We start from the raw sequence: 25,322 nt of genomic DNA on the forward strand, positions 1-25,322 counted from the left end.
GAGGGGAAAAAATGAAGCGATTTTGGGCCTTTACTGCTGTTTTTTTAACAGTTCTACTCATCGGATATTTAGAGCCAGTTTTTTTCCCTGCTGAAAAACCAACCGAAACAGCTCAAAGTGGGCGCTTATCCAGCGCTCACACCGCTGTTCCTCATGAAGAATTGCCAGCTTCTGGCTACGCAGCATACATAGGGAAAGATGTGGAAACCTTTATCCGCCAGTTTGGCAATCCTAAAGAAAAAATTAAAACAGGTCGTACGTATGAATTATGGACGTTCGGTTTGACGATGAATGATTACTTAGAAGTCAACGTTCGAGAAAATAAAGTCATCGCAATTAAGGCCTTTAACAATGACAAAATGATAGAACCGTTTAAGATAGATATGAAGCTTGCTGACTTGTCTGATTTAATGACGATTTATTCGAATTTTGCATTTAATTTTCATCATGAAGCTTACGATGTCGAGCTGATGGAAGAAGATATGAACTATCGACCACTGGTTGCTTTTGATAATGGCAGTTTTGCAGTGTTATTTTTTAATCAGCGGACAGGTGGTTTGATGGCAGTTAATTATGTCAATAAAGAAACGTTGCTTACGGAAATGCCGTATCAATTAAATGAAGGTTCTCCTTTGCCAGTTGATATAACGCAGTCAATGACCTTCGATCCTGTTCAAAGTAACCAAGCGATTTATGTCATGAATCTGGTTAAACAGCAAGAGAAGCAAGCTGCTTTTTCAGTTTCCACACAAAGTCAAAAAGATGCCCAAACATTGTATCAAACGCTGGCTAACCATACATCAACAATTTTGTCGGCAAATCGACAAGCGGAATTGTTACAAACAAGAGAGGAACATACGGCTATTCATCCCTTTCAGTTGACTAAGGATGAATTTTCTTTATTAGTTAAAACGAGCAAACTTTCGTTGAGAGAACCGACAGGTATTTTCCAAGAACCTGTTTATGATAGTACCTTTACTATTTTGTCATGGTTTTCGGACCCGCAATATGATAGCTATTTTGCTGAGTCAGAAACGACAGAATTGGGCGTTGCCTTTTCCAATGAAGGTGTGTTAGTCTTATTAGAGAAACGACCAGAAAATAGGCAAATCACGGAGAGTAGTGAAAAGTTATGATTGTGACAGAACATTTATTTGCAATTGAAGATCAAACAGAATGCTTAATTTCAACACTTTTAGAAAGTGATGCTGTTCAAAACTATAAAGAAACAAAAAAAGCCATGTATGCTTCGGCGGAAGTTGCTCAGTTACAAAAAGCATTTTTAGAAGCTAAGTCAGCTTTTGAACGAGTAGAAGCTTATGGAATTCATGCACCCGATTTTCGGGAGAAACAACGAGCCCTACGTAAAGCAAAGCGGGCGCTTGATTTAAATGAAATCGTTGCAAACTATCGTTTTGCTGAGACAAACGTTCAAACGTTGCTAGATACAATTGGTTTAAAGATTGCCCAACTAATTTCTGAAGATATTAAAGTAGATGCTGGAAATCCTTTCTTTGAACGAGGAAAGAAACATTCAGGTTGTGGAGGAAGCTGCCATGCAAGCTAAAGAAGAAAAAGAATTTACGCTTCAAGAGCGTCGTTGCCTAATTGTTTGGGTATACACATTAAAACCGTTAAAACAGTTACGCCGATATGGACTGATTCACTATGTTTCACGAAAAATGAAATATGTAGTGATTTACATGAATGAAGAAAATATTGAAAGTAACATGGAAAAAATTAATCAGTTACATTTTGTTCGTAGTGTCGATAAATCGTATCGACCAGATGTCGAAATGAATTTTGCTGAAAAAATTGGTACCAAAGCGGCTTATCAAGAACAAGAAGACGATGGCTATGTAGTAGAGGAATTATCTACAGAGATTCGCTTAGCAGAGAATGTCTAATGCAAAAGAGTGAGAAATGTTATGAGAAATTTCAAACATTTTTCACTCTTTTTGTTATAATGAATTATAAAAGAATGATTGATAAAGGAGTCAAAACAATGCGTGTTATTTCTGGAGAATATGGTGGCCGGCGCTTGAAAGCGTTAGATGGCGACAATACTAGGCCCACAACAGATAAAGTAAAAGAATCTATTTTTAATATGATTGGTCCATATTTCGATGGTGGAATGGCGCTGGATTTATATTCAGGAAGTGGCGGGTTAGCGATTGAAGCCGTTTCTCGTGGAATGGATAAAAGTGTTTGTATTGAAAAGAATTTTGCTGCACTAAAAGTAATTAAAGAAAATATTGCGATTACAAAAGAACCAGAAAAATTTGAAGTTAGAAAAATGGATGCTAATCGTGCCTTAGAACAGTTTTATGAAGAGAAGCTACAATTTGATTTGGTCTTATTGGATCCGCCCTATGCCAAACAAGAAATTGTTTCACAATTAGAAAAGATGTTAGAACGGCAGTTATTAACAAACGAAGCCGTTATCGTTTGTGAAACAGATAAAACTGTCAAGTTACCAGAAACGATTGGTACACTAGAAAAAACAAGAGAAACCGTTTACGGAATCACTCAAGTAACGATTTATCGTCAGGAGGCGTAGGATGCGTAAAATTGCTCTATTTCCCGGAAGTTTTGATCCGATGACAAATGGTCATTTAAATTTGATTGAACGCAGTGCGAAGTTATTTGACGAAGTCATTATTGGCGTTTTTATAAATACAAGTAAGCAAACATTATTTACGCCAGAAGAGAAAAAATATTTAATTGAAGAAGCAACTAAAGAAATGCCAAATGTGCGTGTTATCATGCAAGAAACCCAGTTAACTGTGGAAAGTGCAAAATCATTAGGGGCTAATTTTTTGATTCGTGGCATTAGAAACGTCAAAGACTACGAGTACGAGAAAGACATTGCTAAAATGAATCAACATCTGGCGCCAAAAATTGAAACGGTTTTTCTATTAGCAGAAGAACCATATGCACATGTAAGCTCCAGTTTACTAAAAGAAGTTTTACGTTTTGGGGGCGATGTGTCTGACTATCTTCCTCCCAATATTTATCATGCGTTAAAACAAAAGAAGAATGACTGGAGCTAAAATAATGAATAAAAAAACAGAAAAATTTTCGTTTAAATCACTCATTCCAATGGTATTGGCATTGCTGCTAATTGGTTTGTTTATCGTCCCAATTCCTTATTATATTGAAGGACCAGGAACGACAGAAAATTTAAAAGAGTTTGTAACTGTTGATGGGAAAAAAGATACGCAGTCCGGTGCTTTTTATTTAACAACGGTGGGCATTCGTTCGGCCACTGTTTTTTCTGCCATAAAAGCAAACTTTTCGGATTTTCAAGAAGTCATGTCCAAAAAAGAATTAATGGGGGATAGTAGTAATAGCGAATATAATCGAATTCAACAATATTATATGGATTCCTCAAAAAACGCTGCAATTGAGCAAGCCTTAAAATTAGCGAAGGTTCCATATGAGATGAAATTTAAAGGCGTCTATGTGTTAGCGATGGAAGACAACTCAAGTTTTAAAGGAAAAATTGAAGTTGGCGATACCGTGACAGGCGTGGATGGTAAATCATTTAAAAGCAGTGAAGAATTAATGAATTACATTAAAGCACAAAAAGTGAATCAAAAAGTCACTGTTCAATTTATTCAAGATGGCAAAGCAAAAGAAGCGACCGGCAAATTAATTGAATTGCCAACAGATAAAAAAGCGGGGATTGGTATTGGTTTGACTGACCATACAGAAATTGATTCTTCTATCCCAGTATCTATTGAAGCGGGTGATATTGGTGGGCCATCGGCTGGTTTAATGTTTACTTTGCAGACCTATGAACAATTAAGTCATAAAGATTTACGTAAAGGTCATGAAATTGCTGGAACAGGTACGATGAACAGTCAAGGAATCGTTGGTAGAATCGGAGGCATTGACAAAAAAGTTGTAACTGCCAGTGAGAACGGCGCAGAAATTTTCTTTGCACCTGATGATGAAATAACTTCAGAAATGAAAAAAGTTGAGCCAAAAATCAAATCGAATTATCAAGAAGCACAAGAAGCTGCGAAAAAAATTGGGACAAAAATGAAAATTGTCCCAGTAAAAACGGTTCAAGATGCCTTGAACTATCTAGAGAAATTAAAATAAAAGTACGCCTGGACCAAAAATTACTAGTGATTTTTGGTCCAGGTGCATTTTTTTGTTAAAAAATGCGTAATTATATTTTGAAGGGAGGACAAACGATGGATTGGTTGAAACAGTTACCTAAAAAGTGGCTATTGCTAGGTAGTGGCGCGTCTATAGTTATTTTGATAACTCTATTAGTGGGCATTTATTTGATGGCTAATAAGGAGCCACGAGTAGACACCACAATCTGGGAGGAGACAAGTCTGACCACTATGGCAGAGGTCGCCACAGATACCACAAAAGAAAGGGCAGAAACAATGATCTATGTTGATATTAAAGGCGCAGTGAAAGTACCAGGAATCTATCAACTAAAAAATCAGCAGCGGATTTGGGATGCTTTAGCTTTAGCTGGAGGCGTGAGCGAGGAAGCTGATACTGCCCAGGTCAATTACGCTCAAAAAGTAAAAGATCAAATGATTATTTACGTGCCCAAAAAAGGAGAAGCAGTGGCACAGTCATTAGAAACGCTGCAGGAATCGGCACCTGCTCAGCAAAATCAGGAGGAAAAAATCAACCTTAATACGGCAACAGAAGCAGAGCTACAAACGATTTCAGGAATCGGTGCGAAAAAAGCACAAGAGATTATTCGTTTTCGTGACGAACAAGGACCGTTTAAAACCGTCGAGGAACTGAAAAATGTTCCAGGTATTGGAGAGAAAACAGTAGAACGTTTAAAAGACATGTTGACAGTGACTGGCTAACTTTTAACAGAAAATTCCTGAGAATTCTTGACTATGGGATGCGGATAACATACTATTTGTAATAAGATTAAATGATTTGGCAAATCGAACACAGGAGTCATTAAAAATAAAGGAGGTTTATTATGGAACGAATTCCATGGGACCAATATTTTATGGGACAAAGCGTCTTATTATCATTAAGAAGTACTTGCACACGGTTAACTGTCGGAGCAACCATTGTTCGCGACAAACGAATTATTGCAGGAGGTTACAATGGTTCAGTCAGTGGCGGAACGCATTGTATTGATGAAGGATGCTATGTTGTTGATAATCATTGCGTTCGAACAATCCACGCAGAAATGAATGCAATTTTACAATGTGCGAAGTTTGGCGTCCCTACAGAAGGGGCAGAAATTTATGTGACACATTTCCCTTGCCTGCAATGTACAAAGATGATTTTACAAGCAGGGATTAAAAAGATTTATTATTTAAAGGATTACCGTAATGATGCGTACGCCCTAAATTTAATTGAACAAGTAGGAGCCACGGTTGAAAAAGTGACTTTAGTACCAAAATATTTTGCCGAATTACAATGGGGAGAAGAATTTGCCACGCTTGAGGACAATCCTTCCTCAGCTGAGGAATAATTGGTTCTTCATAGCTCTGCTGATTAGTTGTGGGCTGTGGTGTCTTTTCGCACCTAGTTTATTAGGAGCTCTTCTTCTTTCTATCACTGTTATCCGTATTGTCTGTACAAAAAGTTTTCCTGTTATATTGGGAGGTTTTTTGTGCAGTTTTTTAATAGTAGGAGGCGTATTGATTTTCCAGTGGTTAAAGCCAGTCTCTTTGTTGCCTAAAGAAGTCCGCTTATCAGGACAGCTAACGATATTACCAGATGAAATACAAGTAGATGGCGATCAAGTGAAATTTCCTGCCAATTGGATCGTAAAAGGCAAAAGGCAGAAAGTGATGGCATTTTATCAATTAAAAAGTGTGAAAGAAAAACAGCAATGGCAACAACTAACCACAACCATTCAGGCAACCGCTGTAGGTATTTTAGACTCGCCCCAAGGTCAAACCAACAAAAATGGCTTCAATTATCAACTATTTTTAAAGAATCAAGGAATCGAAGCTATTTTATTCATTGAGGAGATAGGACAACCGCGTCCTTTTTTTTCTTGGCGGTTTAAAGAAATCATTAGCGGCTGGCGGAAGTGGGCGATGGTACATATTCAGAAAAATTTTGCTGAGACTAGTGCAATGTACATGAATGCGTTGCTTTTAGGTTTTCGTAATGAAGAATTTGCTGAAATAAGCGATAAATTTTCAGCATTAGGCATTGTGCATCTTTTTAGTTTGTCAGGGATGCATGTTTCTTTTTTCCTTCGTTTATTTCGCTTGCTGATGCTAAGAATCGCTCGCCGAACGCAAGAAAGTTATTTTTTGTGGCAATGCGGTTTTTCTCTAATATATGCTGGTTTAACAGGATTCTCAGTCAGTGTCATGCGGGCGCTTTTACAAACAAACCTCAATACGTTCAATCGACGGTTTAATTGGCAGGTTCCGGCCCTCGATTGTTGGAGTTTAACTCTCTTAGTGCACTTGATTGTTCAGCCAACCCTCTTTTTTTCAGTCGGCGGTCAATTTAGTTACTTACTTTCCTTTGTTCTGCTGTTTTTAGAGCAAACATTGGTTGATTATTCTTCGCCTTTCATTAAAAATTGTTTAGGCTCTTTCCTATTGGCTGTGGCTTCCTTACCTATTTTAGTCCAATCATTTTATGAATGGCCCTTGTTAGGAAGTTTCTTAACATTTCTCTTGTTACCAATTTTTGAACGGTTCTTGTTACCGCTTTTGACGTTGAGCTTTTTTCTAGTGATTATTATGCCAGCACGTTATTTAGCAGCCTTGCTCGAACCACTATTTTTAACAATGAATGGCTTATTTGAGTGGGTGCTAGTTCACTTAAATCCGAAGCTGACCATCGGCTATTTAAATGCTTGGATACAAATTAGTTTGTTATTACTAATCGGTCTTTCGATGATTTATTTAGCAGACAAGTCTAAAAAAATTTTTTTCTCAATCGGACTACTAATTGTTTTGATAAATAGTAAATACCTTTCGCCAATTGGCATTGTTGCAATGATCGATGTAGGCCAAGGGGATAGTTTGTTTATCCAAGCGCCTTTTCACAGAAAAAATACACTGATCGATACAGGTGGTCGGTTGTCTTTTGACAAAGAAGCTTGGCGGCAACGGAAAAATAGTCGATCAGGAGCGGAATATTCAGTGATTCCTTTTCTCAAAAGTCAAGGGGTCAAACGTTTAGATGAAGTGATCATCACACACGCACATGAAGACCATTTTGGTGATTTATTAGCCATTGCGCAGAAGGTTCCAATTTCTGTTATTTATTTTCCTAAAGGAGCAGCTGAAGCCAATTTTTCGTTTCGCCAAGTCTTGAAACAACTCCAAAAAAGCGGAACAGACTGTCGGCCAATTTTAGCGCCCAAGCGAATTAATGGGCCCGTTTCTTTTCAAATTTTATCGCCAAATAAGAGCAGTATTGGGGGCAATAATGACTCGATAGTGTTTTCCACACAATTAGGCGGACGGCATTTTTTATTTACTGGTGACTTGGAAGCCGAAGGAGAAGAACAAGTGTTGGCTCGCTATCCCCAGTTGAAAATCGACATCTTGAAAGTCGGTCATCATGGTAGTAAAACGTCGTCTACTAAAAGATTTATCAAACAGCTTAATCCGCGAGAAGCATTGATTTCAGCTGGACTGAATAATCGTTTTAAACATCCTCATCAGGAGACATTAGCGACGCTGGAGGAGCAAAAAATAAATTATTATCGGACCGATCTTCAAGGAATGATTTATTATCAATGGTTACCTTGGCAAGGGCTTTCTAAAGCCAAATTTGTTAAAGAACAAGACTAGTATTTCCAGAAGTAACATGATAGGATAAACAAGAGAAACGAGAAAAGGAGCGAGCCAATGGAGTTACAAAAAGCTTTGAAAGAAGTGCGAGAGCAAAAAATCGCTCCAGTGTATTTATTAATAGGAACAGAACTTTATTTAACTGAATTATTTAAAACAACATTGATGAAAGAATTGTTGACGGAAGAGGATGATCAATTTAACTTTTTCTCATTTGATATGGAGGAAACACCTTTAAGTGCAGCGATTGCTGAAGCGGAAACAATTCCGTTTTTTGGTGATTATCGCCTTGTCTTTGTGGAAAATCCTTACTTTTTAACTGCCGAAAGAAAAACAAACGGTGTGGAACATGATGTCAATCTTTTATTGAATTATTTGGAAAGTCCATCACCAACAACTGTTCTTGTTTTTATGGCCTCTTATGAAAAATTAGATGAACGCAAAAAAGTTACCAAAGCATTGAAAAAAAATGCCACAGTAGTTGACGTCAATCCAATGGATGAAAAGGCTATTCGTCAGTACATTTCTCAAACGATTGAGAGCGAAGGGTACACTATTCGCTCCGATGCTTTTGATTTATTACTTCAATTGACAGACTTGAACTTATCAAAAATTATGGGAGAATTACAGAAGCTGTATTTATATGCCCTTGAAACGAAGACAATTACACGAGGTGCGGTTCAAGAATTAGTCCCTAAGTCTTTGGAACATAATGTTTTTGATTTAACCAACGAAGTACTTTCTGGAAACAGTGAAAAAGCTGTTCAATTGTATGAAGATTTACTTTTACAAGGAGAAGAAACCATTAAGTTAAATGCAATCTTATTGAATCAGATTCGCCTTTTTCTGCAAACAAAAATTTTGGCTAAGATGGGCTATCAACAAGCGAATATCGCTGATACATTAAAGGTTCACCCTTATCGAGTCAAGTTAGCGTTACAACAAGTCCGACGATTTGAATTGTCTCGATTAGAAAGACTTTATGATGAATTAGTTGAAAATGATTACCGCATGAAAACAGGCCAAATGGATAAAGAATTACTATTCCAATTATTTATTTTAAAATTGACTGCACAAGCAAAATAAGAAAGTGCCAGAGGCAATCGTTGTATGACGATTGTCTCTGGCACTTTCTTTTTATTTAGCTCCTAATAGTTCTTCTTTTCCGTGAACAAGCTGTGTCAACATGGCACAGAAAGGTGTTGCTACGTTGTATTTTTGTCCTTTGCGCCAAACAGCACCATTAATGTAATCAATTTCTGTGAGACGATGATTTTTAATTAAATCTTGATACATAGATGGATAGTGCAAGCCAATACCGTTTGGATCATAAGTTTGAGCAATATGTGTATAGACTTCTGCTTGATCTAAATGAATGGCTTCTTTTTCTGCGACTGCTGCAAATTCACTGATTAATGTTTTAACAAGGGATTCACTAACAGGTAGTGCACCAAATTCGGCAATATTACAATCAAGGATTGTACACAAACCATTTAGCGTGCCATTGACACAGGCTTTCCGCCAAATAGAGTAGCGAACATTGCTACTATAGCTTGGATTTAAACCAGCTTTTTGGAAGACATCAACGACTTCTAAAGCAAATTCTTTACCAGAAAGATCAATATTTTCTAATTCAATTTCGCCATCACCTAAAAGTTTAACACGTCCCGGTCCTTCTAAACCAGCTGTCCACATGGTAATGCCAACCAAGATGTTTTCTTTTGGCACATATTTTTCTAGTACATCTTCATGACCTAAGCCATTTAATAAACATAGTACATACGTTTTTTCAGTAATCATTGGTTGAATCGCTTTAAACATTGCATCTAATTGTTGTGCTTTGGTTAAAGCAATAATTAAATCAACTTGTTCATTTTGATGGTCAATTTCTTCTGGTGAGAAGATTGGTAGTTTTGCGACAACTTCTTCTCCATTAAAATCAGCGATTAAACCATTTTCACGAATGGCTTCAATGTGCGCGGGCCATTGATCGATTAAAGTTACATCATTTCCGCCTTGATGCAACATAATTCCTAAACGGCTGCCCATAGCGCCGGCACCAGCAATTGCAATTTTCATGTGTATCCATCTCCTTAAAAGTTCTTTAACCGTTATTATTATACAGCAACTTTCTTAAAAATGAATAAATGGGACTTGCAAATTTGTTATTTTTTAAATGTTTCCTAAAAAGTAAGGATTGCATCAAATGGTAAAGTAAGCTAAAGTAAAGCGTGGAAAAGTTTATAAATGAAAGTAGAGGAATCGTTAATGACGAAAGAAAAATTTTGTCGAGAATCACGAGTGATTCAAACACATCGTGTATTTCCCTTTGATTTAAATCCCTTTGGTGCACTATTTGGTGGGAAATTAATGTCTTTAATTGATGATGCCGCATCCATTTCCGTTTCACGACATTGTCGGAGAGGGGCAGTTACAGCATCTTTAGATAACTTGAATTTTTTAAAACCTTTAAAAGAAAATCACTCAGTGTGTGTTGAAACGTTTGTTTCTGGCGTGCATCATAAATCGATGGAAGTATTTGTTAAAGTTGTAGGAGAAGATTTAACAACTGGAGAGCGTTATTTAGCGGCGACTTGTTTTACAACTTTTGTAGCCATTCCGTCTCATATGAATCCTGAAAGTGACTTCCAATTAGCGGCAGTCGTCCCAGAAACTGCAGAAGAAAAGTTGATTTGTTCCAATTACGAAACGAGACGACAACAACGTTTAGCTTTGCGAGAAGAGACTAAATTATTTAGTCAACATCTCACAACGGATTTACCGTGGATTGATTCACCTTTATAAAAAAATGTCCGAGTCTTTGTGAAAACAGACTTGGACATTTTTTGATGAAAAAAGAAGCTAACATGAATGCTAACTTCTATCTCACATTATTTAGCTAATTTGCTTAAACGAATTTTATCGCGGTTAGCTTTGTTTTTATGGATTAAACCTTTAGTTGCAGCCATATCAACAGCTTTAACAGCTTCGTTGTATAAAGCATCGACGTTATCAGCTCCAGCAGCTACAGCTTCTTCAAATTTCTTGATTGCTGTACGCATTGCGTTTGTTTGAGATGAATTTTTCGCATTCGCGTTAGCACTTGTACGTACGCGTTTGATTGCAGATTCGATATTTGGCATTTGTTTCACCTCCGATGATTTAGGTTTTACACTGGTCAGCCAATGTAATTCAACAGTAATCATTATACCTAATCCATTGTTCCATTGCAATAAAAGACGACAAGTTTTTTTCCTTAACAGACAATTTCAAGAAAAAAATAAGAAAATTTGCCAGAGCCTTAAGAAAAAAGCATACATTTTTTTTAAAACATGCTATGATAAAATAGATAAATGAAAAATGGTGGTGTCTTTGTGAGTATTGCATTATTGGTAACGATTACTTTGGTAATGGGTGTGATTTTTGTTAACGGTTGGACGGATGCGCCGAACGCAATTGCAACCGCTGTCTCGACTCGGGTGTTAAAACCGAATGTCGCAATTTGGATGGCTGTTGTGATGAACTTTTTAGGTGCATTAGTCATGACCTTTTTTAATGCTCAAGTAGCTGAAACGATTAGTAACATTGTTAGTTTTGACGCAAATGGAAACGCTTCACAGGTGGCTTTGGCTGCTTCGCTTTTTTCAATTGTGGTTTGGGCAGTTGCTGCGTGGTATTTTGGTATTCCCACAAGTGAAAGCCATGCGTTAATTGCTGGCTTGACTGGTTCGGCAATGGCATTAGGTGGTTTGGGTGCAGTCAATGGCTCGGAATGGATCAAAGTGCTTGTTGGTCTAGTTGTTTCTACCGTTATGGGCTTTGGCGGCGGTTATTTGATTGCCAAACTTGTTGTGAAAGCTTTCTCGGCTGTGCCTAGAAGAAAAGCCAACAAATTTTTTACAGTTGGGCAAGCCTTTGGTGCGGGAGCTAATGCTTTTTTACATGGTGCGCAAGATGGGCAAAAATTTATGGGCGTGTTCATGTTAGTGCTTTTTTATAATAATTTAGTCGAAAAAACAGGTGGCGGTTTTGTGATTCCGTTATGGGTTATGGTTCTGTGTTCCATTACAATGGGCATTGGAACTTCTGTGGGCGGCATGAGAATCATTAAATCAGTCGGGATGGATATGGTAAAACTCGAACGCTATCAAGGCTTCACTGCAGATTTAAGCACGGCTATTTGTTTATTTTTAGCATCGGCTTTTGGGATTCCAGTTTCAACTACTCATACAAAAACGACAGCGATTATGGGAGTAGGTGCTTCTAAGCGAATCTCAAGTGTTGACTGGCGTATCGTGAAAGAAATGCTGATAGCATGGATTTTAACTTTCCCAGGATGTGGACTCATCGCTTATGTGATGTCAAAATTATTTATTGCAATTTTTTAAGGAGAGAAAAACATGGCACGTAAAAAACAATTTGATTATTTTGGAGAATTAAACCAGTTAGCAACAAATGCTTATGAAGCGGCAAAGGTTTTGCAAGAAATTGTAAACAATTATTCATTAGAAAACTTAGTAAAAAAATCAGAAGTGATTCATCAATTGGAAAAAGAGAATGATGAAATTGTTCGCAAAATTTTAAATGAACTCTATATTTCCTTTATTACGCCGATTGATCGAGAAGATATTGTCGATATTACGGATCACTTAGATAACATTATCGATAGCATTAATAGTTTGTCTTATTTACTTGATCATTTAGTTGTCGAAGAAATGATTGCGCCTGCGCTAGAATTAACTGCTTATATTGTTAAAGCGACAGAAGGCGTTAAATCAGCAACGAAGGAATTTGCAAAATTTAAGAATTCTAAAACGTTAGTTTCATTGATTGATGAAGTGAATACGATTGAATCTCAAGGCGATAAATTATACAGTAGCGCCATGAAAGATTTGATGACTAACGAAAAAGATTTATTAAAAGTTATCAAGTGGAAAGATGTTTACGATCAGCTTGAGCGCACAATTAATGATTGTGAATCAGCTGTTAATATTATTGTCGGAATTGTCATCAAAAATACGTAAAGAAAAGAGGGGGAGCTGTTGGTTAAAGTAATTGTTGATGCTGATGATTTTGGGATGTCAGAAGCGATTAATCATGGCATTATCAAAAGTTATGTCGATGGTTTAACGACGTCGACACTTTTAATGCCCAATTTACCAACAGCAGAACACGCCGTTGCGTTAGCAAAAAATTATCCGGGTTTATTTGTAGGCCAGCATACGAATTTTTTACTAGGGAAACCTTGCGCGGACCCATGTGTGATTCCTTCACTGGTAGATGAACAAGGCAATTTTCATCGCTCTTCTTATTATCGTCAACAAAAGCAAGTAACCTTCGTATATGAAGAAGTACGACTTGAAACGATTGCGCAATTGACGCGCTTTAAGGAACTAACTGGACATTATCCTGAACATTTTGATTGCCATTCGATTGGTGATGAAGTGGTTGATCAAGTATTTTTAGAATTAGCAGAAGAGTACGGACTTCATACAACCCTAAAATATAGTGGGGAAAAAGAATATCCACCGCAACAAGGTTATTTCCAGGTGACATATTTGTTAGAGTCTGGAGCGTTATCTTATATTCACGAAGGCGTATCAGTGGAGAATTTTTTAGAAGACGACTTTGGTTTATTACGGATGCCGGAATCGGCAATTGCTGAGATGCATTTTGATGTTGGGTATTTGGATCAATTTGTGTTAGACAATTCTTCTTATACCACTTTACGCTGCAAAGAATTAGCAACGATTTGTGATCCTCGTGTTCGTCAGTGGTTTGAAGAACAGGGGATTGAGCGAATAACGTTTGGTGATTTAAAAAAATAAAACCGTTGCTTTCAACAGTGAAAGCAACGGTTTTATTTTTATGAGAATAACCAGTAGCCAATTAAAATCGCACCTAAAATTACACGATACCAACCGAAAACTGTAAAATCGTTTTTCTTCAAGTAATTCAATAAGAATTTAATCGCAATGATGGAAACAACGAAGGCAACAATAGAGCCAGTTAATAAAATAATGATTTCTTCTGACCCAAACGTATTTCCTTTGGCCAAGAATTTAAAGATTTTTAAAAAACTTGCTCCAAACATTACTGGAATTCCTAAGAAAAATGAAAACTCTGTTGCAACAAAACGTGAGGCCCCAATTAAGATTGCCCCTAAAATGGTCGCTCCTGAACGTGAAGTTCCTGGAATTAATGCCAGTACTTGGAAAGCACCAACGATTAAAGCGGCTTTATAAGTGAAGTCTTTTAGATTAGTACACTTCGGTGCAACATTTTTATTTCGTTTTTCAATGATAATAAAAGCAATCCCATAAACAATTAACATAATCGATACTGTTAAAAAGTTATAAAAATGTGCATCTAAATAATCATCAAATTTTAGACCAATAACTGCCGCTGGTAAACAAGCGACTAAGACTTTAGACCAAAGAATCCAAGTATCTTTTTTCTCTTCGCCATTTTTCTTTGGTGAGAAAGGATTCAATTTGTGGAAGTATAAAATAACAACCGCCATAATCGCTCCCAATTGGATAACGACGTTGAACATTTCCATAAAATCTTTACTTAGATCGAGTTTAATAAACTCATCCACTAAAATTAAATGTCCGGTACTACTAATTGGAAGCCACTCGGTAATTCCTTCGATAATACCAAGAATAATTGCTTTCCATAGGTTAGCAAAAAGCATGTCACCATTCCTTTCTGAAATAAATGCAAAATACATCAAGTATAAGTATACCCGCTGACAAAGTAAATGCCAATGCAAATTCTTATTTTAAAATAAATTTTAGAATTATACAAAGGTGCCACTTGTAATTCATGAAACTTTTTTCTATACTAGTGATACTTTAAAAAATGGGGGAAGAGAAATGTTTGGATTTTTGAAGAAAAAGAATGAAGTTGTCGAAAATAATACAATGTATGCCGTTGCCAATGGAACCGTTATCCCAATTAGTGAAGTGAATGATCCTGTTTTTTCACAAAAAATGATGGGAGATGGCTATGCAGTAGTTCCAGAAAATGGTGAAATTTATGCACCTATTGAAGGAGAAGTTTTAAGCGTTTTCCAAACAAAACATGCCATTGGTTTAAAAATGACAAACGGCCTTGAAATTTTATTACACATGGGTATCGATACGGTGGAGTTAAATGGGGCACCGTTCACTATTAAAGTGAAAGAAGGCGACCAAGTGACTGCAGATACGGTGGTCGCAATTGCTGATTTAGAAGCAATTAAAGCAGCTGGTAAAGGAACTGAAATGGTTGTCATTATTACCAACATGGATAAAGTAGCACAATTTTCGTTAGAGAAAACTGGCATGGTTACAGCTGGTACACCAGTTGGCTCTGCCACAGCCAATTAATGCATTAGACGAGGTCGGGACATAACCGTTTAGCTCCGAGAAATAAGAAGAAATTTCCGAAAATTGATCTTTGATTTTTGGAGAATTTCGGCTTATTTCCGAAGGAGTTGGTTCTGTTCCCGCCGTTTATCAGTTTTTGAGCGTGGAGCAAAAATCCAAAGTGATTTTTGTTCCACGCTCGTTTTTTTTTGAACATGAATAAAATTTTATTTTGGAATTAAAAAATATTTAGAAAAATAGTTGAAATTTTATTTCAAACAAGTTATAATGAAAGCGTATTAGAGAGGAGCTAAAAAGATGTATGGTATTTCAGTTTTTCTTGGTGAAGAGATTACAAACGATACAATTATTTATATCAAAAAGATGAAAGCGCTTGGATTTGATGGTATTTTCACTTCTTTACACATTCCAGAAGATGATACTTCCCGTTATCGCCAACGCTTGACTGATTTAGGGGCAATTGCTAAGGCAGAAAAAATGAAAATTATGGTAGATATTTCAGGTGAAGCGTTAAAAAGAGCGGGTTTTTCTTTCGATGAATTAGAGCCTTTAATCGAGTTGGGCGTAACTGGCCTTCGGATGGACTATGGCATTACGATAGAACAAATGGCTCATGCTTCACATAAGATTGATATAGGATTGAATGCTAGTACCATTACACTGGAAGAAGTGGCTGAGTTAAAGGCTCACCAAGCGGACTTTTCTCGCTTAGAAGCTTGGCATAATTATTATCCAAGACCTGAAACAGGCATTGGAACAACATTTTTTAATGAAAAGAACCGCTGGCTTAAAGAATTAGGCTTACAAGTTTTTACTTTTGTGCCAGGAGATGGGCAAACAAGAGGCCCAATTTTTGCTGGTTTACCAACATTAGAAAAACATCGGGGGCAAAATCCTTTCGCCGCTGCCGTTGGTTTGATGGCTGATCCTTATGTCGATGCTGTTTATATTGGTGATCCCACAATTAGTGAGCGAACCATGGCTCAATTTGGTTATTATTACCAAACCAATCAATTTCTGTTAGAAGTAGCACCTAACAAGAGCCGCTATTTGAAGCGAATACTTGGGACTCATACCAATCGTTTAGATGCTGCAAGAGATGTTTTGCGGAGTGAATTATCAAGAACGAGTGAAATGTTCAGAAAAGATGAAATTGCAACGATTGAGTCAGAGCAGACTGAAGCACGTCCAGTGGGAACCGTAACGATTGATAATGAAAAATATGGTCGCTATATGGGAGAAATTCAAGTCACACTTGTGGACTTGCCGAAAGATGAAAAAGTCAATACGATTACACGAATTATTGAAAAAGATCAAACGATATTGCCGTTAATCAAGGCAGGCAATCAATTTACGCTAGTCACGGAAGGAACGATAGAAAATGAATTTAGAAAACTTAACAACTGAACGTAGAAATGAAAATACAATGGGCTTAGATGAGATGAGTGTCAAAGAAGCTTTACAAAAAATGAATCAAGAAGACCAAAAAGTTGCAATTGCAGTGGGTCAAGAATTAGCAGCCATTGAACCAGTGGTAGAAGCCATCATCAAAAGCTTCAATCAAGGCGGCCGCTTGATCTACATGGGCGCTGGTACGAGTGGTCGGTTAGGTGTCTTAGATGCAGCCGAATGCGTACCAACTTTTGGCGTCGAGCCAGAGATGGTTCAAGGCCTCATCGCTGGTGGTCAAAAAGCAATGACTGTCGCAGTAGAAGGTGCCGAAGATTCAAAAGAACTAGGTCGTCAAGATTTAGTTGATCTAAAATTATCAGCAAATGACATTGTTGTTGGGATTGCAGCCAGTGGTCGGACGCCTTATGTAATTGGCGGTTTAGAATATGCTACAACGGTGGGAGCAGCTACCGCAACTGTGGCATGTAATAAAAATGCCGAAATTAGTAAATATGCGCAAATGCCGATTGAAGTAGATGCAGGACCTGAATTTTTAACAGGTTCGACTCGCTTGAAATCTGGGACAGCTCAAAAATTGATTTTAAATATGTTATCAACTATTTCCATGATTGGTATTGGGAAAGTCTACAATAACTTAATGGTTGATGTAAAACCAACCAATGAAAAATTAGTGGAGCGTTCCAAACGGATTATTATGGAAGCAACGGGTTGTAGTTATGAAGTTGCCGAACTAAAATTTGTAGAGGCAGAAGAAAATGTGAAGTTAGCAATTGTAATGATTTTAACTGATAGTACTAAAGAAGAAGCAACACAAAAATTAATTGACGGGAATCAATTTATCAAGAATACATTAAATTAAGGAATTAGGAGGGTGTTTTAACATGGCAGAAGAAAGAATTAAACGCATTGCTGATGGGATTTATAAAGAAGTTGGTGGTCAAGAAAACGTGGACAAAGTCATTCATTGTATGACTCGTGTTCGTATGGATATCCGCGATTATGACAAAGTGGATATTGAAGGATTGAAAAAAATTGATGGCGTTATGGGCGTCGTAGAAGATGATACGTTACAAGTAGTTGTTGGTCCAGGTACTGTTAACAAGGTTGCACAAGAAATGGTAGATCAAGCAGGTGTCAAATTGGGAGAACCATTTAATCATGACACCGCAACTGATGCTTCAGTAGGCAAATCTGGAAAAGATTTAGTAGAAGAAAAAGCCGCTCAAATGAAAGCACAACAAAAAGCGAAACAAAATAACACTTCACCATTTAAAAAAGTGTTAAAAGCCATTTCTAGTATCTTTGTTCCGATGATTCCTGCCTTTGTTGGGGCTGGTATTATTGGCGGGATTGCAGCTGTTATGTCTAACTTAGTTGTTGCTGGTGATATTTCAGCTTCATGGCAACAATATATTGATGTCTTAAATATCATTAAAAATGGGATTTTTGCTTATTTAGCTCTTTACACTGGGATTAACAGTGCCAGCGTTTTTGGTGCAACGCCAGCGTTGGGTGGTGTTATTGGGGCAGTCACAATGTTGACAGGAATGAATCCGGATGCTCCAATCAGTAATATTTTCACTGGGGGAACATTATCTGCAGGACAAGGCGGAATTATCGGTGTTATTTTTGCCGTATGGTTATTATCATTGTTAGAAAAACAATTGCATAAAATTGTCCCAGAATCAATTGATATTATCGTAACGCCAACCATTTCACTTTTAGTGATTGGCTTAGCAACTATTTTCTTAATCATGCCTGTAGCCGGAGCTATTTCTAATGGCTTAGTTGGTATTATCAATGTTGTCTTAGAAAAAGGTGGCATGGTTGCTGGCTTTACTCTTGGTTTAACCTTCTTGCCAATGGTAATGTTTGGTTTACACCAAATTTTGACGCCAATCCACATTGAAATGATTAATCAAACAGGGATGACTTTGTTATTACCAATTCTGGCCATGGCTGGTGCGGGACAAGTTGGTGCAGCTTTAGCATTATGGATTCGTTGTAAATCAGATAAAAAATTAGTTGAAATGATTAAAGGTGCCTTGCCAGTTGGAATTTTAGGTATTGGTGAACCATTAATCTACGGAGTTACTTTACCATTAGGACGTCCATTCATTACTGCTTGTATCGGCGGTGGTATTGGTGGTGCAGTAATCGGTGCCTTCGGTAATGTTGGTGCGATTGCTATTGGACCAAGTGGGGTGGCTTTAATTCCATTAATTGCCAACAACCAATGGCTTGCTTATGTATTAGGTTTATTGGCCGCTTACGCAGGTGGGTTTGTAGCAACGTTATTCTTTGGGATTCCTAAAGATATGCAAACAACTAAATAATAAATAGAAAAAGGAGAACTTGGCTTCTCCCTTTTTCTTTGTTAAAATTTAATTGCGTAGGAAATGGTGTATCAGGAGGGATGTTTATGCAACAAAATATTGTTTTATCTATCCAAGATCGTCTACAACAATTACCAAAATCAGAACGAAAAATCGCAGAATATATTTTAAAAAATACAGAAACAGTTATTTCAATGAATGCGCAAGAGCTAGCGAAACAAGCAGGATCAAGTCCAGCGGCAATTATTCGCTTTTGTCATTCTATGGATGTGAATGGCTTCACAGAGTTGAAACTTTTATTATCTGCAAATCTTGGCCAAATGAAGCAGCAAATGTACACTGAAGTTACTAAAGGGGAATCAACAGCTGATATTAAACAAAAGTTACAGGCGCGCTTTGTTCATGTGGTTGAGCGAAGCGGTCAGACATTAGAGGATGTCGCAGTGAATGAAGCCGTTGATTTGTTGGAAAAAACAGAAGTAATTTTTGTCTATGGGTTGGGCGCCTCTTCGTTGGTTGCTCAAGATATTTATCAAAAGTTTACGCGATTAGGCCGAACGGTATTTACAACATTGGATCATCATTTATTTGCTTCCATGTTAGGCTCAACAGAAAAGCCTAGTGTTTTTATTGTTATTTCTAATTCTGGAACGAATAAAGAAGCAAGTACTTTAGCTGATTTAGCGAAGCAGCAAGGGATTCCTATTGTTAGTATCACACAAGATGAAAAATCAGTGATTGGTGAAAAAAGTGATATCGTCCTTCAAACCTCTAGTGGGGAAGACGTGCCATTGAGAAGTGCGGCTACTGTTTCCTTGGTGGCACAATTGTATGTAGTCGATGTTTTATTTTTTGCTTATGCAGCAAAAAACTATAAGGAAACCTTAGAAAAAATTCAAATCTCAAGAAAGAATGTAGAACGTTTAAAAGAATAAACAAAAAGAGAAGGCTATCTGTCATTTTGACAGATAGCCTTCTCTTTTTTTACAATAAACGGCGCTTTTCAGCGATCTTTTTTCCCTTTTCAATATAAGAAATATCATTAATTCCTTGAATGGTAAATGTTCCTTTTTCGTAAGTTAAGGTCGTCACGCTACCATTCTCCAGCGCCATCTGCATAGGCAAACTTGCATCAATTAAGGAAAGTAAAAAGGAAATTGTTAGTCCATGGGAAACCACCATGACTTTGCCGCCACCATTTTTTTCTCGATGATGAGCGATATCTTCGAAACCAGACCAAACACGATCACGGATAACTTCATAAGGCTCCGCCCAGTCAGCGGTATCGGCTTCAATAATAGCATTTGCTAGGTCACGATAGGTAATCTTCGTGGTCATCATGTCCTCATAACTTTTAAAAGCTAAAATGCGTGGCACCACACCCCAAAGTTCACCATCATAGCCACCATCTAAAGAACCAAAACACCACTCACGAATTCGTTTATCGGTTAGGTAAGGAATCTTTTGGTGGTTTTGATGTTCTTGTAAAATAATCTGAGCGGTTTGCATGGCACGACCACTATCACTACTATAGGCTTCCTTAAAGTCTATGTCCCTAAGACCTAAGCCTAAATGATAAATGCCTTCTTCTCCTTGTTTGGTTAAGGGGGTATCTGACCAGCCTTGGGTACGGCCAATCGTATTAAACATCGTTTTTCCGTGACGAATAATATAAAGTGTCGTTGCTTCAGTCATTGCTACTCCTCCTAAGTTTCTTTAAATAGTGAATAAATCTCTAATTAAAAAATGGGTTTGTGGCTTTTTCATGTTGAATGGTCGTGGCATCACCATGGCCTGGATAAACAGGAAATTCTTCTGGTAAAGTGAATAGATAGGTCGTAATGCTGTGTAATAATTGTTGCATATCACCAGTGTGTAAATCAGTACGACCAATACTACCTTTAAACAATGCATCCCCAACAACAACAAAATCATCAAAGACAAAGCTGACGCTACCAATTGAATGACCAGGTGTTGGGACTACGGAAAATTTCATGCCGCCAATTTCATAATCGGTTAGTTTAAATTCATGTTCGGCGGGTTGAACAATAATATTTGCTATATCATCATGTCTGCCTAATCCTGAAAGATTCAAAATAGGATTGGAAAGCCACGCTTGTTCTAATGGACTAACATAAACAGGGATTTGATAATGATGGCGCAATTCTTCTACCGCACCAATATGATCATAGTGAGTATGTGTTAATAAAATAGCGGCTGGTTTCTTCCCTAAACGGGTAATTTCTTGAATTAGTTTTGCTCCTTCTGCACCTGGATCAATAATTAATAATGCTTCTTCATTATAAACAAGATAACAGTTTTCTTGAATAACACCTGTTCTAATTTGTTCGATCTGTATCATCTCAGGACCTCCTAAAGTTCTAACGATTCTCTTCAAGTATACCGAAGAATCTTAAGAATAGAAAGTTTTCTTGTTTATCCAAAGAAAAAATAAATCATTCTTAGAATGTTCGGTTTTTGCTTGTTTAAACACGTATTTTTTTAAAAAAAATCACATTTTTATAGTTATTAAGCGAAAGTTTATGTATAATCTTCATGTGATAGTAAGGAGGAGTATTAAATGTTTCATTTTGTAATAAAAGGAACAGGTTTTTCTAGTAAAAATTTGCAAGAGATTAAAGTTTATGAAGAGACACTTTTTTGTATAGATGAGGCCGGAGTAATTCAGGAAATAATTGAACCAGATGCTGAAGCGTATGAAACTGTGCTAGCAGAACAAAAAGAGGCACAACGTTTTCAAGAATTGCCCCAAGATTCTTATCTTTTACCCGGCTTTGTTGATTTACATGTCCATGCACCTCAGTGGGCACAATCTGGGACCGCCTTGGATATTCCATTGTATGAATGGCTGAATACGTACACGTTTCCTTTGGAGTCCAAATTTGCAGATTTAACATTTGCCCAACAAGTCTATGATGAATTGGTAACCCAATTGTTAGCTAATGGGACAACAACAGCCCTTTATTTTGCAACCATTCATTATGAAGCTAGCCGTCGTTTGGCAGAGATTTGTGCGGAAAAAGGGCAGCGTGGCTTAATTGGTAAAGTTGTAATGGATGATCTTAATGAGAATCCAGAGTACTATCGTGATCAAACAACGCAACAAGCATTAGAAGAAACGGAACGGTTTATTCAAGAAATTCAAACATTAGCGCAGCAAACAAAACAAGGCGTATATCCCGTTGTAACTCCGCGTTTCATTCCTAGTTGTACAGAGGAAGCACTTAAAGGATTAGGAGAATTAGCAGCGAAATATCAAGTCCATGTTCAAAGTCATTGTAGTGAGAGTGATTGGGAACATCAATTTGTTCAAGAACGTTTTGGAAAAAATGATGCGCAAGCATTGAATGATTTTGGTTTATTGACAGAAAAAGCAGTGATGGCACATGCAGGCTTTTTAGAAGAAGCAGATATGAATTTATTCCATGAAACAGGGACGGCTGTGGCGCACTGCCCAATCTCTAATGCTTATTTTGGTAATGCAGTAACACCGATTGCAAAATTAGTACATCAACATCAAGTAGAAGTTGGTTTAGGCAGTGATATTTCAGGTGGTTTTTCACCAAGTCTTTTTGACAATTTAAAGCAAGCGGTTATTTCTTCTAGAATGTTAGAAGATGGCGTCGATGCTACAAAAAAACCAGAAGTACGAGGTGTTAAAACAGCACGGATTACAGTAAATGAAGCGTTTTATTTAGCTACTGCTGGTGGTGGTCAAGCGCTAAGTTTGCCAATTGGAAAATTAGAAAAAGGGTATGCTTGGGATGTTCAAATTATTAATACAAGCTTGTCACAAGCACGAATCCCTAAAAATCCAGGGGAATCATTGCTTGATATTTTCCAAAAAATCTTATATTTAGCACGACCAGAAAATATTCGAGAAGTCTGGGTACAAGGTGAAAAAGTACATGATAAAAATTTAATGTCAGCAACTAAAGGAGTATAAAAAATGAGTGAAAAGAAACAAAATAATCTTCATTTAACAGTGGGGCCAGAAGATTCAGTATCTTTTGGGCAGGCCACTATGTTAGGGATTCAGCATGTCTTAGCAATGGACGTGTACGTCGTACCTGTGATCATTGCTTCAATTATTGGGATTAGCACAGCACAAACGTCTTCTTTAATCCAAGCAACATTCATAGCAGCAGGACTTGCCACGATTATTCAATCTCATTTTTGTATGAGATTACCAGTTGCGCAAGGCCCTTCATTTATTCCAATCGGGGCAATTGCAGGAATTTATTTTGCCAATAACCAACAAGGAAATGGCTGGGGCGCAGTTTTAGGTGCTAGTTTAGTGGGGGCAATTGTTGTTATTATATTAGGATTTACTGGTATTTTTAATCGTTTAATCACTAAATTTGTTCCACCAATTGTGGGAGGAACAATTATTTTTGTGGTGGGGCTTTCGTTAATGCCAGTCGCTTTATCGGATAATATTTACCACGCAAAAGGGGAATTAGGACAAAATATTTTATTAGCATTTATAGCAGCGGGTACGTTGATTTTCTTTGCACTCTTAGGTTCTGCTTTGAAAAAAGGGCGGATTTTCCGCGTTTCTTCTGTCATTTTGGCATTATTATTTGGGAGCATCGCGGCACAATTGTTAGGGGTACTTGATTTATCGGCCGTTAATGAAGCGGCTTGGTTTAGTTTGCCTCAGTTACCATTAGTTAACTTTTCTTTCCAATTTGATTGGTCAGCTATTGCCACGATGTTAGTTATTTATCTGGTTTTAATGGCGGAAACAACAGGCACTTGGTTTGCTGTGAGTCATGTTGTCGCTGAACCTTTGACCGAAGAAAAAATTAATCGCGGCGTAATTGGTGAAGGCTTAGGTTGCTTAGTTTCTTCATTCATTGGCGGCACGCCAGTAACTAGTTACTCTACAAATGCTGGGATTATTTCAATCACTGGAGTTGCTAGTCGCAAGGTTTTTGTGGCTGCAGGTGCGTGGTTTGTCTTATTTGGCTTATCTGGAAAACTTTCCACCTTGATTTCGGCCATTCCGGCACCAGTTATCGGCGGTGTTTTTGTGGTTGTTTGTGGCATCATTTCTGTAAGTGGAATGAAAGTCATGAGTGATGTAACAATTCATGAAAAAGAGATGTATGTAATTGCCGTTCCGATTATTATGACATTAGCGTTGACATTGTTACCAAAAGAATTTTTGGAAACTTTACCACAATTTTTACAATATTTATTTAGTTCACCCGTGGCAGCTGCCTCAATTGTTGCTATTTTATTGCAGGCCATTTTACCAAACGTTCAAGAAGGGTAAAAAGATTAATTTTCGTTAAAACGCCTTTGACAAGTGGCGGTAAATAGTGTAAATTAACAATGGTGTTTGTAAACACGAACGTTAAATGACCGAATGTTCGGTTTTTACGTTATTTTTGTAAATAACTAGGAGGCAGTAAGTATGAAAGTTTTTGATTATGAAGATGTCCAATTAATTCCCAATAAATGTATCGTGAATAGTCGTTCTGAATGTGATACTACAGTAACTTTAGGAAAACATTCGTTTAAAATGCCTGTCGTTCCAGCGAACATGCAAACAATTATTGATGAAACGATTGCGGAAACCCTTGCTGAAAATGGTTATTTTTATATCATGCATCGGTTTGATGAAGAGGCGCGAGTGCCATTTATTAAAAAAATGCAACAAAAGGGCTTGATCACGTCAATTAGTGTGGGTGTGAAAGAAGGGGAATACGCTTTTGTTGAAACGCTAGCCCGAGAAGGTTTAGTTCCTGACTACGTGACAATTGATATCGCCCATGGTCATTCAAATGCGGTGATTAATATGATTCAACACTTAAAAAAATTTTTACCAGAAACGTTCGTTATTGCGGGCAATGTTGGAACACCAGAAGCCGTTCGCGAATTAGAAAACGCTGGAGCCGATGCCACCAAAGTGGGGATTGGACCAGGAAAAGTTTGTATTACTAAAATTAAGACTGGCTTTGGAACAGGTGGCTGGCAGCTAGCGGCTTTACGTTGGTGTGCCAAAGCTGCTCGGAAACCAATTATTGCAGATGGTGGGATTCGGACCCATGGAGACATTGCAAAATCTGTGCGTTTTGGGGCAACTATGGTCATGATTGGTTCATTATTTGCGGGACATGAAGAATCACCAGGTGAAACAAAAGTGGAAGATGGCGTTGTTTACAAAGAATACTTTGGTAGCGCCTCTGAATTCCAAAAAGGCGAAAAGAAAAACGTTGAAGGCAAAAAAATCTGGTTACGCCATAAAGGGAAGTTGGCAGATACTTTAGTCGAAATGCAACAAGATTTACAATCTTCCATTTCATACGCGGGAGGTCGCGATTTAGAAGCGATTCGTAAAGTTGATTATGTGATTGTAAAAAATTCTATTTTTAATGGTGATACCATTTAACATT

27 protein-coding genes are annotated in these 25,322 nt (G+C 37.5%); 22 read left to right on the forward strand and 5 right to left on the reverse strand.

The window, feature by feature from the left end; translation table 11 throughout:
• The first annotated feature begins 11 nt into the window (after positions 1-11).
• The 10 genes from AB3I34_RS12430 to holA all read left to right on the forward strand — a co-directional run bounded on the left by AB3I34_RS12430 (position 12) and on the right by holA (position 8,861).
• A complete protein-coding gene (locus tag AB3I34_RS12430) occupies positions 12-1,136 on the forward strand; it encodes a CAP-associated domain-containing protein (RefSeq protein ID WP_010712686.1) in 1,125 nt (374 codons plus the stop codon).
• The gene (locus tag AB3I34_RS12435) at positions 1,133-1,567 is read left to right on the forward strand and encodes a YlbF family regulator (RefSeq protein WP_010712685.1); all 435 of its coding nucleotides are present in this window, start codon (positions 1,133-1,135) and stop codon (positions 1,565-1,567) included. The genes AB3I34_RS12430 and AB3I34_RS12435 overlap by 4 nt, the downstream gene beginning before the upstream one ends.
• Positions 1,557-1,907, forward strand: a complete 351-nt coding sequence (locus AB3I34_RS12440) for a YlbG family protein (protein ID WP_002359714.1) — start codon at positions 1,557-1,559, stop codon at positions 1,905-1,907. Before AB3I34_RS12435 ends, AB3I34_RS12440 begins: the two co-directional genes overlap by 11 nt.
• 74 nt (positions 1,908-1,981) lie before the next feature.
• Positions 1,982-2,560, forward strand: a complete 579-nt coding sequence (gene rsmD / locus AB3I34_RS12445) for a 16S rRNA (guanine(966)-N(2))-methyltransferase RsmD (RefSeq protein WP_320338128.1) — start codon at positions 1,982-1,984, stop codon at positions 2,558-2,560.
• Position 2,561: 1 nt separating this feature from the next.
• Positions 2,562-3,053: a pantetheine-phosphate adenylyltransferase gene (gene coaD / locus AB3I34_RS12450; protein ID WP_010712683.1), complete on the forward strand. Its 492-nt coding sequence runs from the start codon at positions 2,562-2,564 to the stop codon at positions 3,051-3,053.
• Positions 3,040-4,110 (forward strand): SepM family pheromone-processing serine protease, encoded by a 1,071-nt coding sequence (locus AB3I34_RS12455; protein ID WP_025189412.1) that lies wholly within the window; start codon positions 3,040-3,042, stop codon positions 4,108-4,110. The genes coaD and AB3I34_RS12455 overlap by 14 nt, the downstream gene beginning before the upstream one ends.
• A gap of 62 nt (positions 4,111-4,172) precedes the next feature.
• The gene (locus AB3I34_RS12460) at positions 4,173-4,850 is read left to right on the forward strand and encodes a helix-hairpin-helix domain-containing protein (RefSeq protein WP_025189411.1); all 678 of its coding nucleotides are present in this window, start codon (positions 4,173-4,175) and stop codon (positions 4,848-4,850) included.
• Positions 4,851-4,972: 122 nt separating this feature from the next.
• Positions 4,973-5,476, forward strand: a complete 504-nt coding sequence (locus tag AB3I34_RS12465) for a ComE operon protein 2 (RefSeq protein ID WP_002356697.1) — start codon at positions 4,973-4,975, stop codon at positions 5,474-5,476.
• 34 nt (positions 5,477-5,510) lie between these two features.
• Positions 5,511-7,775, forward strand: a complete 2,265-nt coding sequence (locus tag AB3I34_RS12470; protein WP_313909132.1) for a DNA internalization-related competence protein ComEC/Rec2 — start codon at positions 5,511-5,513, stop codon at positions 7,773-7,775.
• A gap of 57 nt (positions 7,776-7,832) precedes the next feature.
• Positions 7,833-8,861, forward strand: coding sequence for a DNA polymerase III subunit delta (gene holA, locus AB3I34_RS12475; RefSeq protein WP_002364451.1), 1,029 nt, complete (start codon positions 7,833-7,835; stop codon positions 8,859-8,861).
• Positions 8,862-8,912: 51 nt separating this feature from the next.
• On the opposite strand, the gene AB3I34_RS12480 is transcribed toward holA, so the two are convergent.
• Positions 8,913-9,854, reverse strand: a complete 942-nt coding sequence (locus tag AB3I34_RS12480; RefSeq protein ID WP_010712679.1) for a ketopantoate reductase family protein — start codon at positions 9,852-9,854, stop codon at positions 8,913-8,915.
• Between the two features lie 168 nt (positions 9,855-10,022).
• On the opposite strand from AB3I34_RS12480, the gene AB3I34_RS12485 reads away from it, so the two are divergent.
• Positions 10,023-10,580 carry an acyl-CoA thioesterase gene (locus tag AB3I34_RS12485; RefSeq protein WP_002382741.1) on the forward strand — a complete coding sequence of 186 codons (558 nt, stop codon included), beginning with the start codon at positions 10,023-10,025 and terminating at the stop codon, positions 10,578-10,580.
• 86 nt (positions 10,581-10,666) lie between these two features.
• Here AB3I34_RS12485 and rpsT read toward each other — a convergent pair whose 3' ends face one another.
• Positions 10,667-10,918, reverse strand: a complete 252-nt coding sequence (gene rpsT / locus AB3I34_RS12490; RefSeq protein WP_002356703.1) for a 30S ribosomal protein S20 — start codon at positions 10,916-10,918, stop codon at positions 10,667-10,669.
• A 210-nt stretch (positions 10,919-11,128) separates the two neighbouring features.
• On the opposite strand from rpsT, the gene AB3I34_RS12495 reads away from it, so the two are divergent.
• The 3 genes from AB3I34_RS12495 to AB3I34_RS12505 are packed head-to-tail and all read left to right on the forward strand — an operon-like array spanning position 11,129 to position 13,603.
• A complete protein-coding gene (locus AB3I34_RS12495; RefSeq protein WP_002356704.1) occupies positions 11,129-12,163 on the forward strand; it encodes an inorganic phosphate transporter in 1,035 nt (344 codons plus the stop codon).
• 12 nt (positions 12,164-12,175) lie between these two features.
• Positions 12,176-12,799 (forward strand): DUF47 domain-containing protein, encoded by a 624-nt coding sequence (locus AB3I34_RS12500; RefSeq protein WP_010712678.1) that lies wholly within the window; start codon positions 12,176-12,178, stop codon positions 12,797-12,799.
• 18 nt (positions 12,800-12,817) lie between these two features.
• On the forward strand, positions 12,818-13,603 hold the full coding sequence (locus tag AB3I34_RS12505) for a ChbG/HpnK family deacetylase (protein ID WP_010712677.1): 786 nt from the start codon (positions 12,818-12,820) through the stop codon (positions 13,601-13,603).
• A gap of 38 nt (positions 13,604-13,641) precedes the next feature.
• Here the strand turns inward: AB3I34_RS12505 and AB3I34_RS12510 are convergent, their stop codons facing one another.
• Positions 13,642-14,472: an undecaprenyl-diphosphate phosphatase gene (locus tag AB3I34_RS12510; RefSeq protein WP_002356708.1), complete on the reverse strand. Its 831-nt coding sequence runs from the start codon at positions 14,470-14,472 to the stop codon at positions 13,642-13,644.
• Positions 14,473-14,587: 115 nt separating this feature from the next.
• On the opposite strand from AB3I34_RS12510, the gene AB3I34_RS12515 reads away from it, so the two are divergent.
• From AB3I34_RS12515 to AB3I34_RS12535, 5 genes are all read left to right on the forward strand, one after another.
• Positions 14,588-15,148 (forward strand): PTS glucose transporter subunit IIA, encoded by a 561-nt coding sequence (locus AB3I34_RS12515; protein ID WP_025189410.1) that lies wholly within the window; start codon positions 14,588-14,590, stop codon positions 15,146-15,148.
• A 297-nt stretch (positions 15,149-15,445) separates the two neighbouring features.
• The gene (locus AB3I34_RS12520; RefSeq protein WP_010712675.1) at positions 15,446-16,555 is read left to right on the forward strand and encodes a DUF871 domain-containing protein; all 1,110 of its coding nucleotides are present in this window, start codon (positions 15,446-15,448) and stop codon (positions 16,553-16,555) included.
• The gene (murQ, locus tag AB3I34_RS12525) at positions 16,530-17,420 is read left to right on the forward strand and encodes an N-acetylmuramic acid 6-phosphate etherase (RefSeq protein ID WP_002381571.1); all 891 of its coding nucleotides are present in this window, start codon (positions 16,530-16,532) and stop codon (positions 17,418-17,420) included. The genes AB3I34_RS12520 and murQ overlap by 26 nt, the downstream gene beginning before the upstream one ends.
• A 22-nt stretch (positions 17,421-17,442) precedes the next feature.
• Positions 17,443-18,897, forward strand: a complete 1,455-nt coding sequence (locus AB3I34_RS12530; RefSeq protein WP_002384222.1) for a PTS transporter subunit EIIC — start codon at positions 17,443-17,445, stop codon at positions 18,895-18,897.
• Positions 18,898-18,983: 86 nt separating this feature from the next.
• Positions 18,984-19,832, forward strand: coding sequence for a MurR/RpiR family transcriptional regulator (locus tag AB3I34_RS12535; RefSeq protein WP_002385762.1), 849 nt, complete (start codon positions 18,984-18,986; stop codon positions 19,830-19,832).
• A gap of 49 nt (positions 19,833-19,881) precedes the next feature.
• On the opposite strand, the gene AB3I34_RS12540 is transcribed toward AB3I34_RS12535, so the two are convergent.
• Together AB3I34_RS12540 and AB3I34_RS12545 are read right to left on the reverse strand one after the other, a co-directional pair.
• On the reverse strand, positions 19,882-20,592 hold the full coding sequence (locus AB3I34_RS12540; RefSeq protein ID WP_010712674.1) for a histidine phosphatase family protein: 711 nt from the start codon (positions 20,590-20,592) through the stop codon (positions 19,882-19,884).
• Between the two features lie 40 nt (positions 20,593-20,632).
• Positions 20,633-21,259 carry an MBL fold metallo-hydrolase gene (locus AB3I34_RS12545; RefSeq protein ID WP_002356716.1) on the reverse strand — a complete coding sequence of 209 codons (627 nt, stop codon included), beginning with the start codon at positions 21,257-21,259 and terminating at the stop codon, positions 20,633-20,635.
• Positions 21,260-21,478: 219 nt separating this feature from the next.
• Between AB3I34_RS12545 and guaD the strand changes: the two genes are divergently transcribed.
• The 3 genes from guaD (at position 21,479) to guaC (ending at position 25,318) form a co-directional block, all read left to right on the forward strand.
• Entirely contained in the window at positions 21,479-22,864 is a 1,386-nt protein-coding gene (gene guaD / locus AB3I34_RS12550; RefSeq protein ID WP_085444239.1) for a guanine deaminase, read from the forward strand.
• Between the two features lie 3 nt (positions 22,865-22,867).
• Positions 22,868-24,199, forward strand: coding sequence for a nucleobase:cation symporter-2 family protein (locus AB3I34_RS12555; RefSeq protein WP_085444238.1), 1,332 nt, complete (start codon positions 22,868-22,870; stop codon positions 24,197-24,199).
• A gap of 141 nt (positions 24,200-24,340) precedes the next feature.
• The gene (guaC, locus tag AB3I34_RS12560) at positions 24,341-25,318 is read left to right on the forward strand and encodes a GMP reductase (protein WP_002362677.1); all 978 of its coding nucleotides are present in this window, start codon (positions 24,341-24,343) and stop codon (positions 25,316-25,318) included.
• Positions 25,319-25,322: the final 4 nt, after the last annotated feature.

The sequence above is a fragment of the Enterococcus sp. C102(2024) genome, from assembly GCF_040888205.1.
GTDB lineage: Bacteria > Bacillota > Bacilli > Lactobacillales > Enterococcaceae > Enterococcus > Enterococcus faecalis.

Coding starts and splice junctions, on each gene's coding strand:
- AB3I34_RS12455 (WP_025189412.1), top strand. CDS start 3,040: ATGACTGGAGCTAAAATAATGAATAAAAAAACAGAAAAATTTTCGTTT.
- guaD (WP_085444239.1), top strand. CDS start 21,479: ATGTTTCATTTTGTAATAAAAGGAACAGGTTTTTCTAGTAAAAATTTG.
- AB3I34_RS12540 (WP_010712674.1), bottom strand. CDS start 20,592: ATGACTGAAGCAACGACACTTTATATTATTCGTCACGGAAAAACGATG.
- holA (WP_002364451.1), top strand. CDS start 7,833: ATGGAGTTACAAAAAGCTTTGAAAGAAGTGCGAGAGCAAAAAATCGCT.
- AB3I34_RS12460 (WP_025189411.1), top strand. CDS start 4,173: ATGCGTAATTATATTTTGAAGGGAGGACAAACGATGGATTGGTTGAAA.
- AB3I34_RS12480 (WP_010712679.1), bottom strand. CDS start 9,854: ATGAAAATTGCAATTGCTGGTGCCGGCGCTATGGGCAGCCGTTTAGGA.
- AB3I34_RS12535 (WP_002385762.1), top strand. CDS start 18,984: ATGCAACAAAATATTGTTTTATCTATCCAAGATCGTCTACAACAATTA.
- AB3I34_RS12485 (WP_002382741.1), top strand. CDS start 10,023: ATGAAAGTAGAGGAATCGTTAATGACGAAAGAAAAATTTTGTCGAGAA.
- AB3I34_RS12495 (WP_002356704.1), top strand. CDS start 11,129: ATGAAAAATGGTGGTGTCTTTGTGAGTATTGCATTATTGGTAACGATT.
- guaC (WP_002362677.1), top strand. CDS start 24,341: ATGAAAGTTTTTGATTATGAAGATGTCCAATTAATTCCCAATAAATGT.
- AB3I34_RS12510 (WP_002356708.1), bottom strand. CDS start 14,472: ATGCTTTTTGCTAACCTATGGAAAGCAATTATTCTTGGTATTATCGAA.
- rpsT (WP_002356703.1), bottom strand. CDS start 10,918: ATGCCAAATATCGAATCTGCAATCAAACGCGTACGTACAAGTGCTAAC.
- coaD (WP_010712683.1), top strand. CDS start 2,562: ATGCGTAAAATTGCTCTATTTCCCGGAAGTTTTGATCCGATGACAAAT.
- AB3I34_RS12440 (WP_002359714.1), top strand. CDS start 1,557: ATGCAAGCTAAAGAAGAAAAAGAATTTACGCTTCAAGAGCGTCGTTGC.
- AB3I34_RS12545 (WP_002356716.1), bottom strand. CDS start 21,259: ATGATACAGATCGAACAAATTAGAACAGGTGTTATTCAAGAAAACTGT.
- AB3I34_RS12430 (WP_010712686.1), top strand. CDS start 12: ATGAAGCGATTTTGGGCCTTTACTGCTGTTTTTTTAACAGTTCTACTC.
- AB3I34_RS12520 (WP_010712675.1), top strand. CDS start 15,446: ATGTATGGTATTTCAGTTTTTCTTGGTGAAGAGATTACAAACGATACA.
- AB3I34_RS12500 (WP_010712678.1), top strand. CDS start 12,176: ATGGCACGTAAAAAACAATTTGATTATTTTGGAGAATTAAACCAGTTA.
- AB3I34_RS12435 (WP_010712685.1), top strand. CDS start 1,133: ATGATTGTGACAGAACATTTATTTGCAATTGAAGATCAAACAGAATGC.
- AB3I34_RS12530 (WP_002384222.1), top strand. CDS start 17,443: ATGGCAGAAGAAAGAATTAAACGCATTGCTGATGGGATTTATAAAGAA.
- AB3I34_RS12465 (WP_002356697.1), top strand. CDS start 4,973: ATGGAACGAATTCCATGGGACCAATATTTTATGGGACAAAGCGTCTTA.
- rsmD (WP_320338128.1), top strand. CDS start 1,982: ATGATTGATAAAGGAGTCAAAACAATGCGTGTTATTTCTGGAGAATAT.
- murQ (WP_002381571.1), top strand. CDS start 16,530: ATGAATTTAGAAAACTTAACAACTGAACGTAGAAATGAAAATACAATG.
- AB3I34_RS12555 (WP_085444238.1), top strand. CDS start 22,868: ATGAGTGAAAAGAAACAAAATAATCTTCATTTAACAGTGGGGCCAGAA.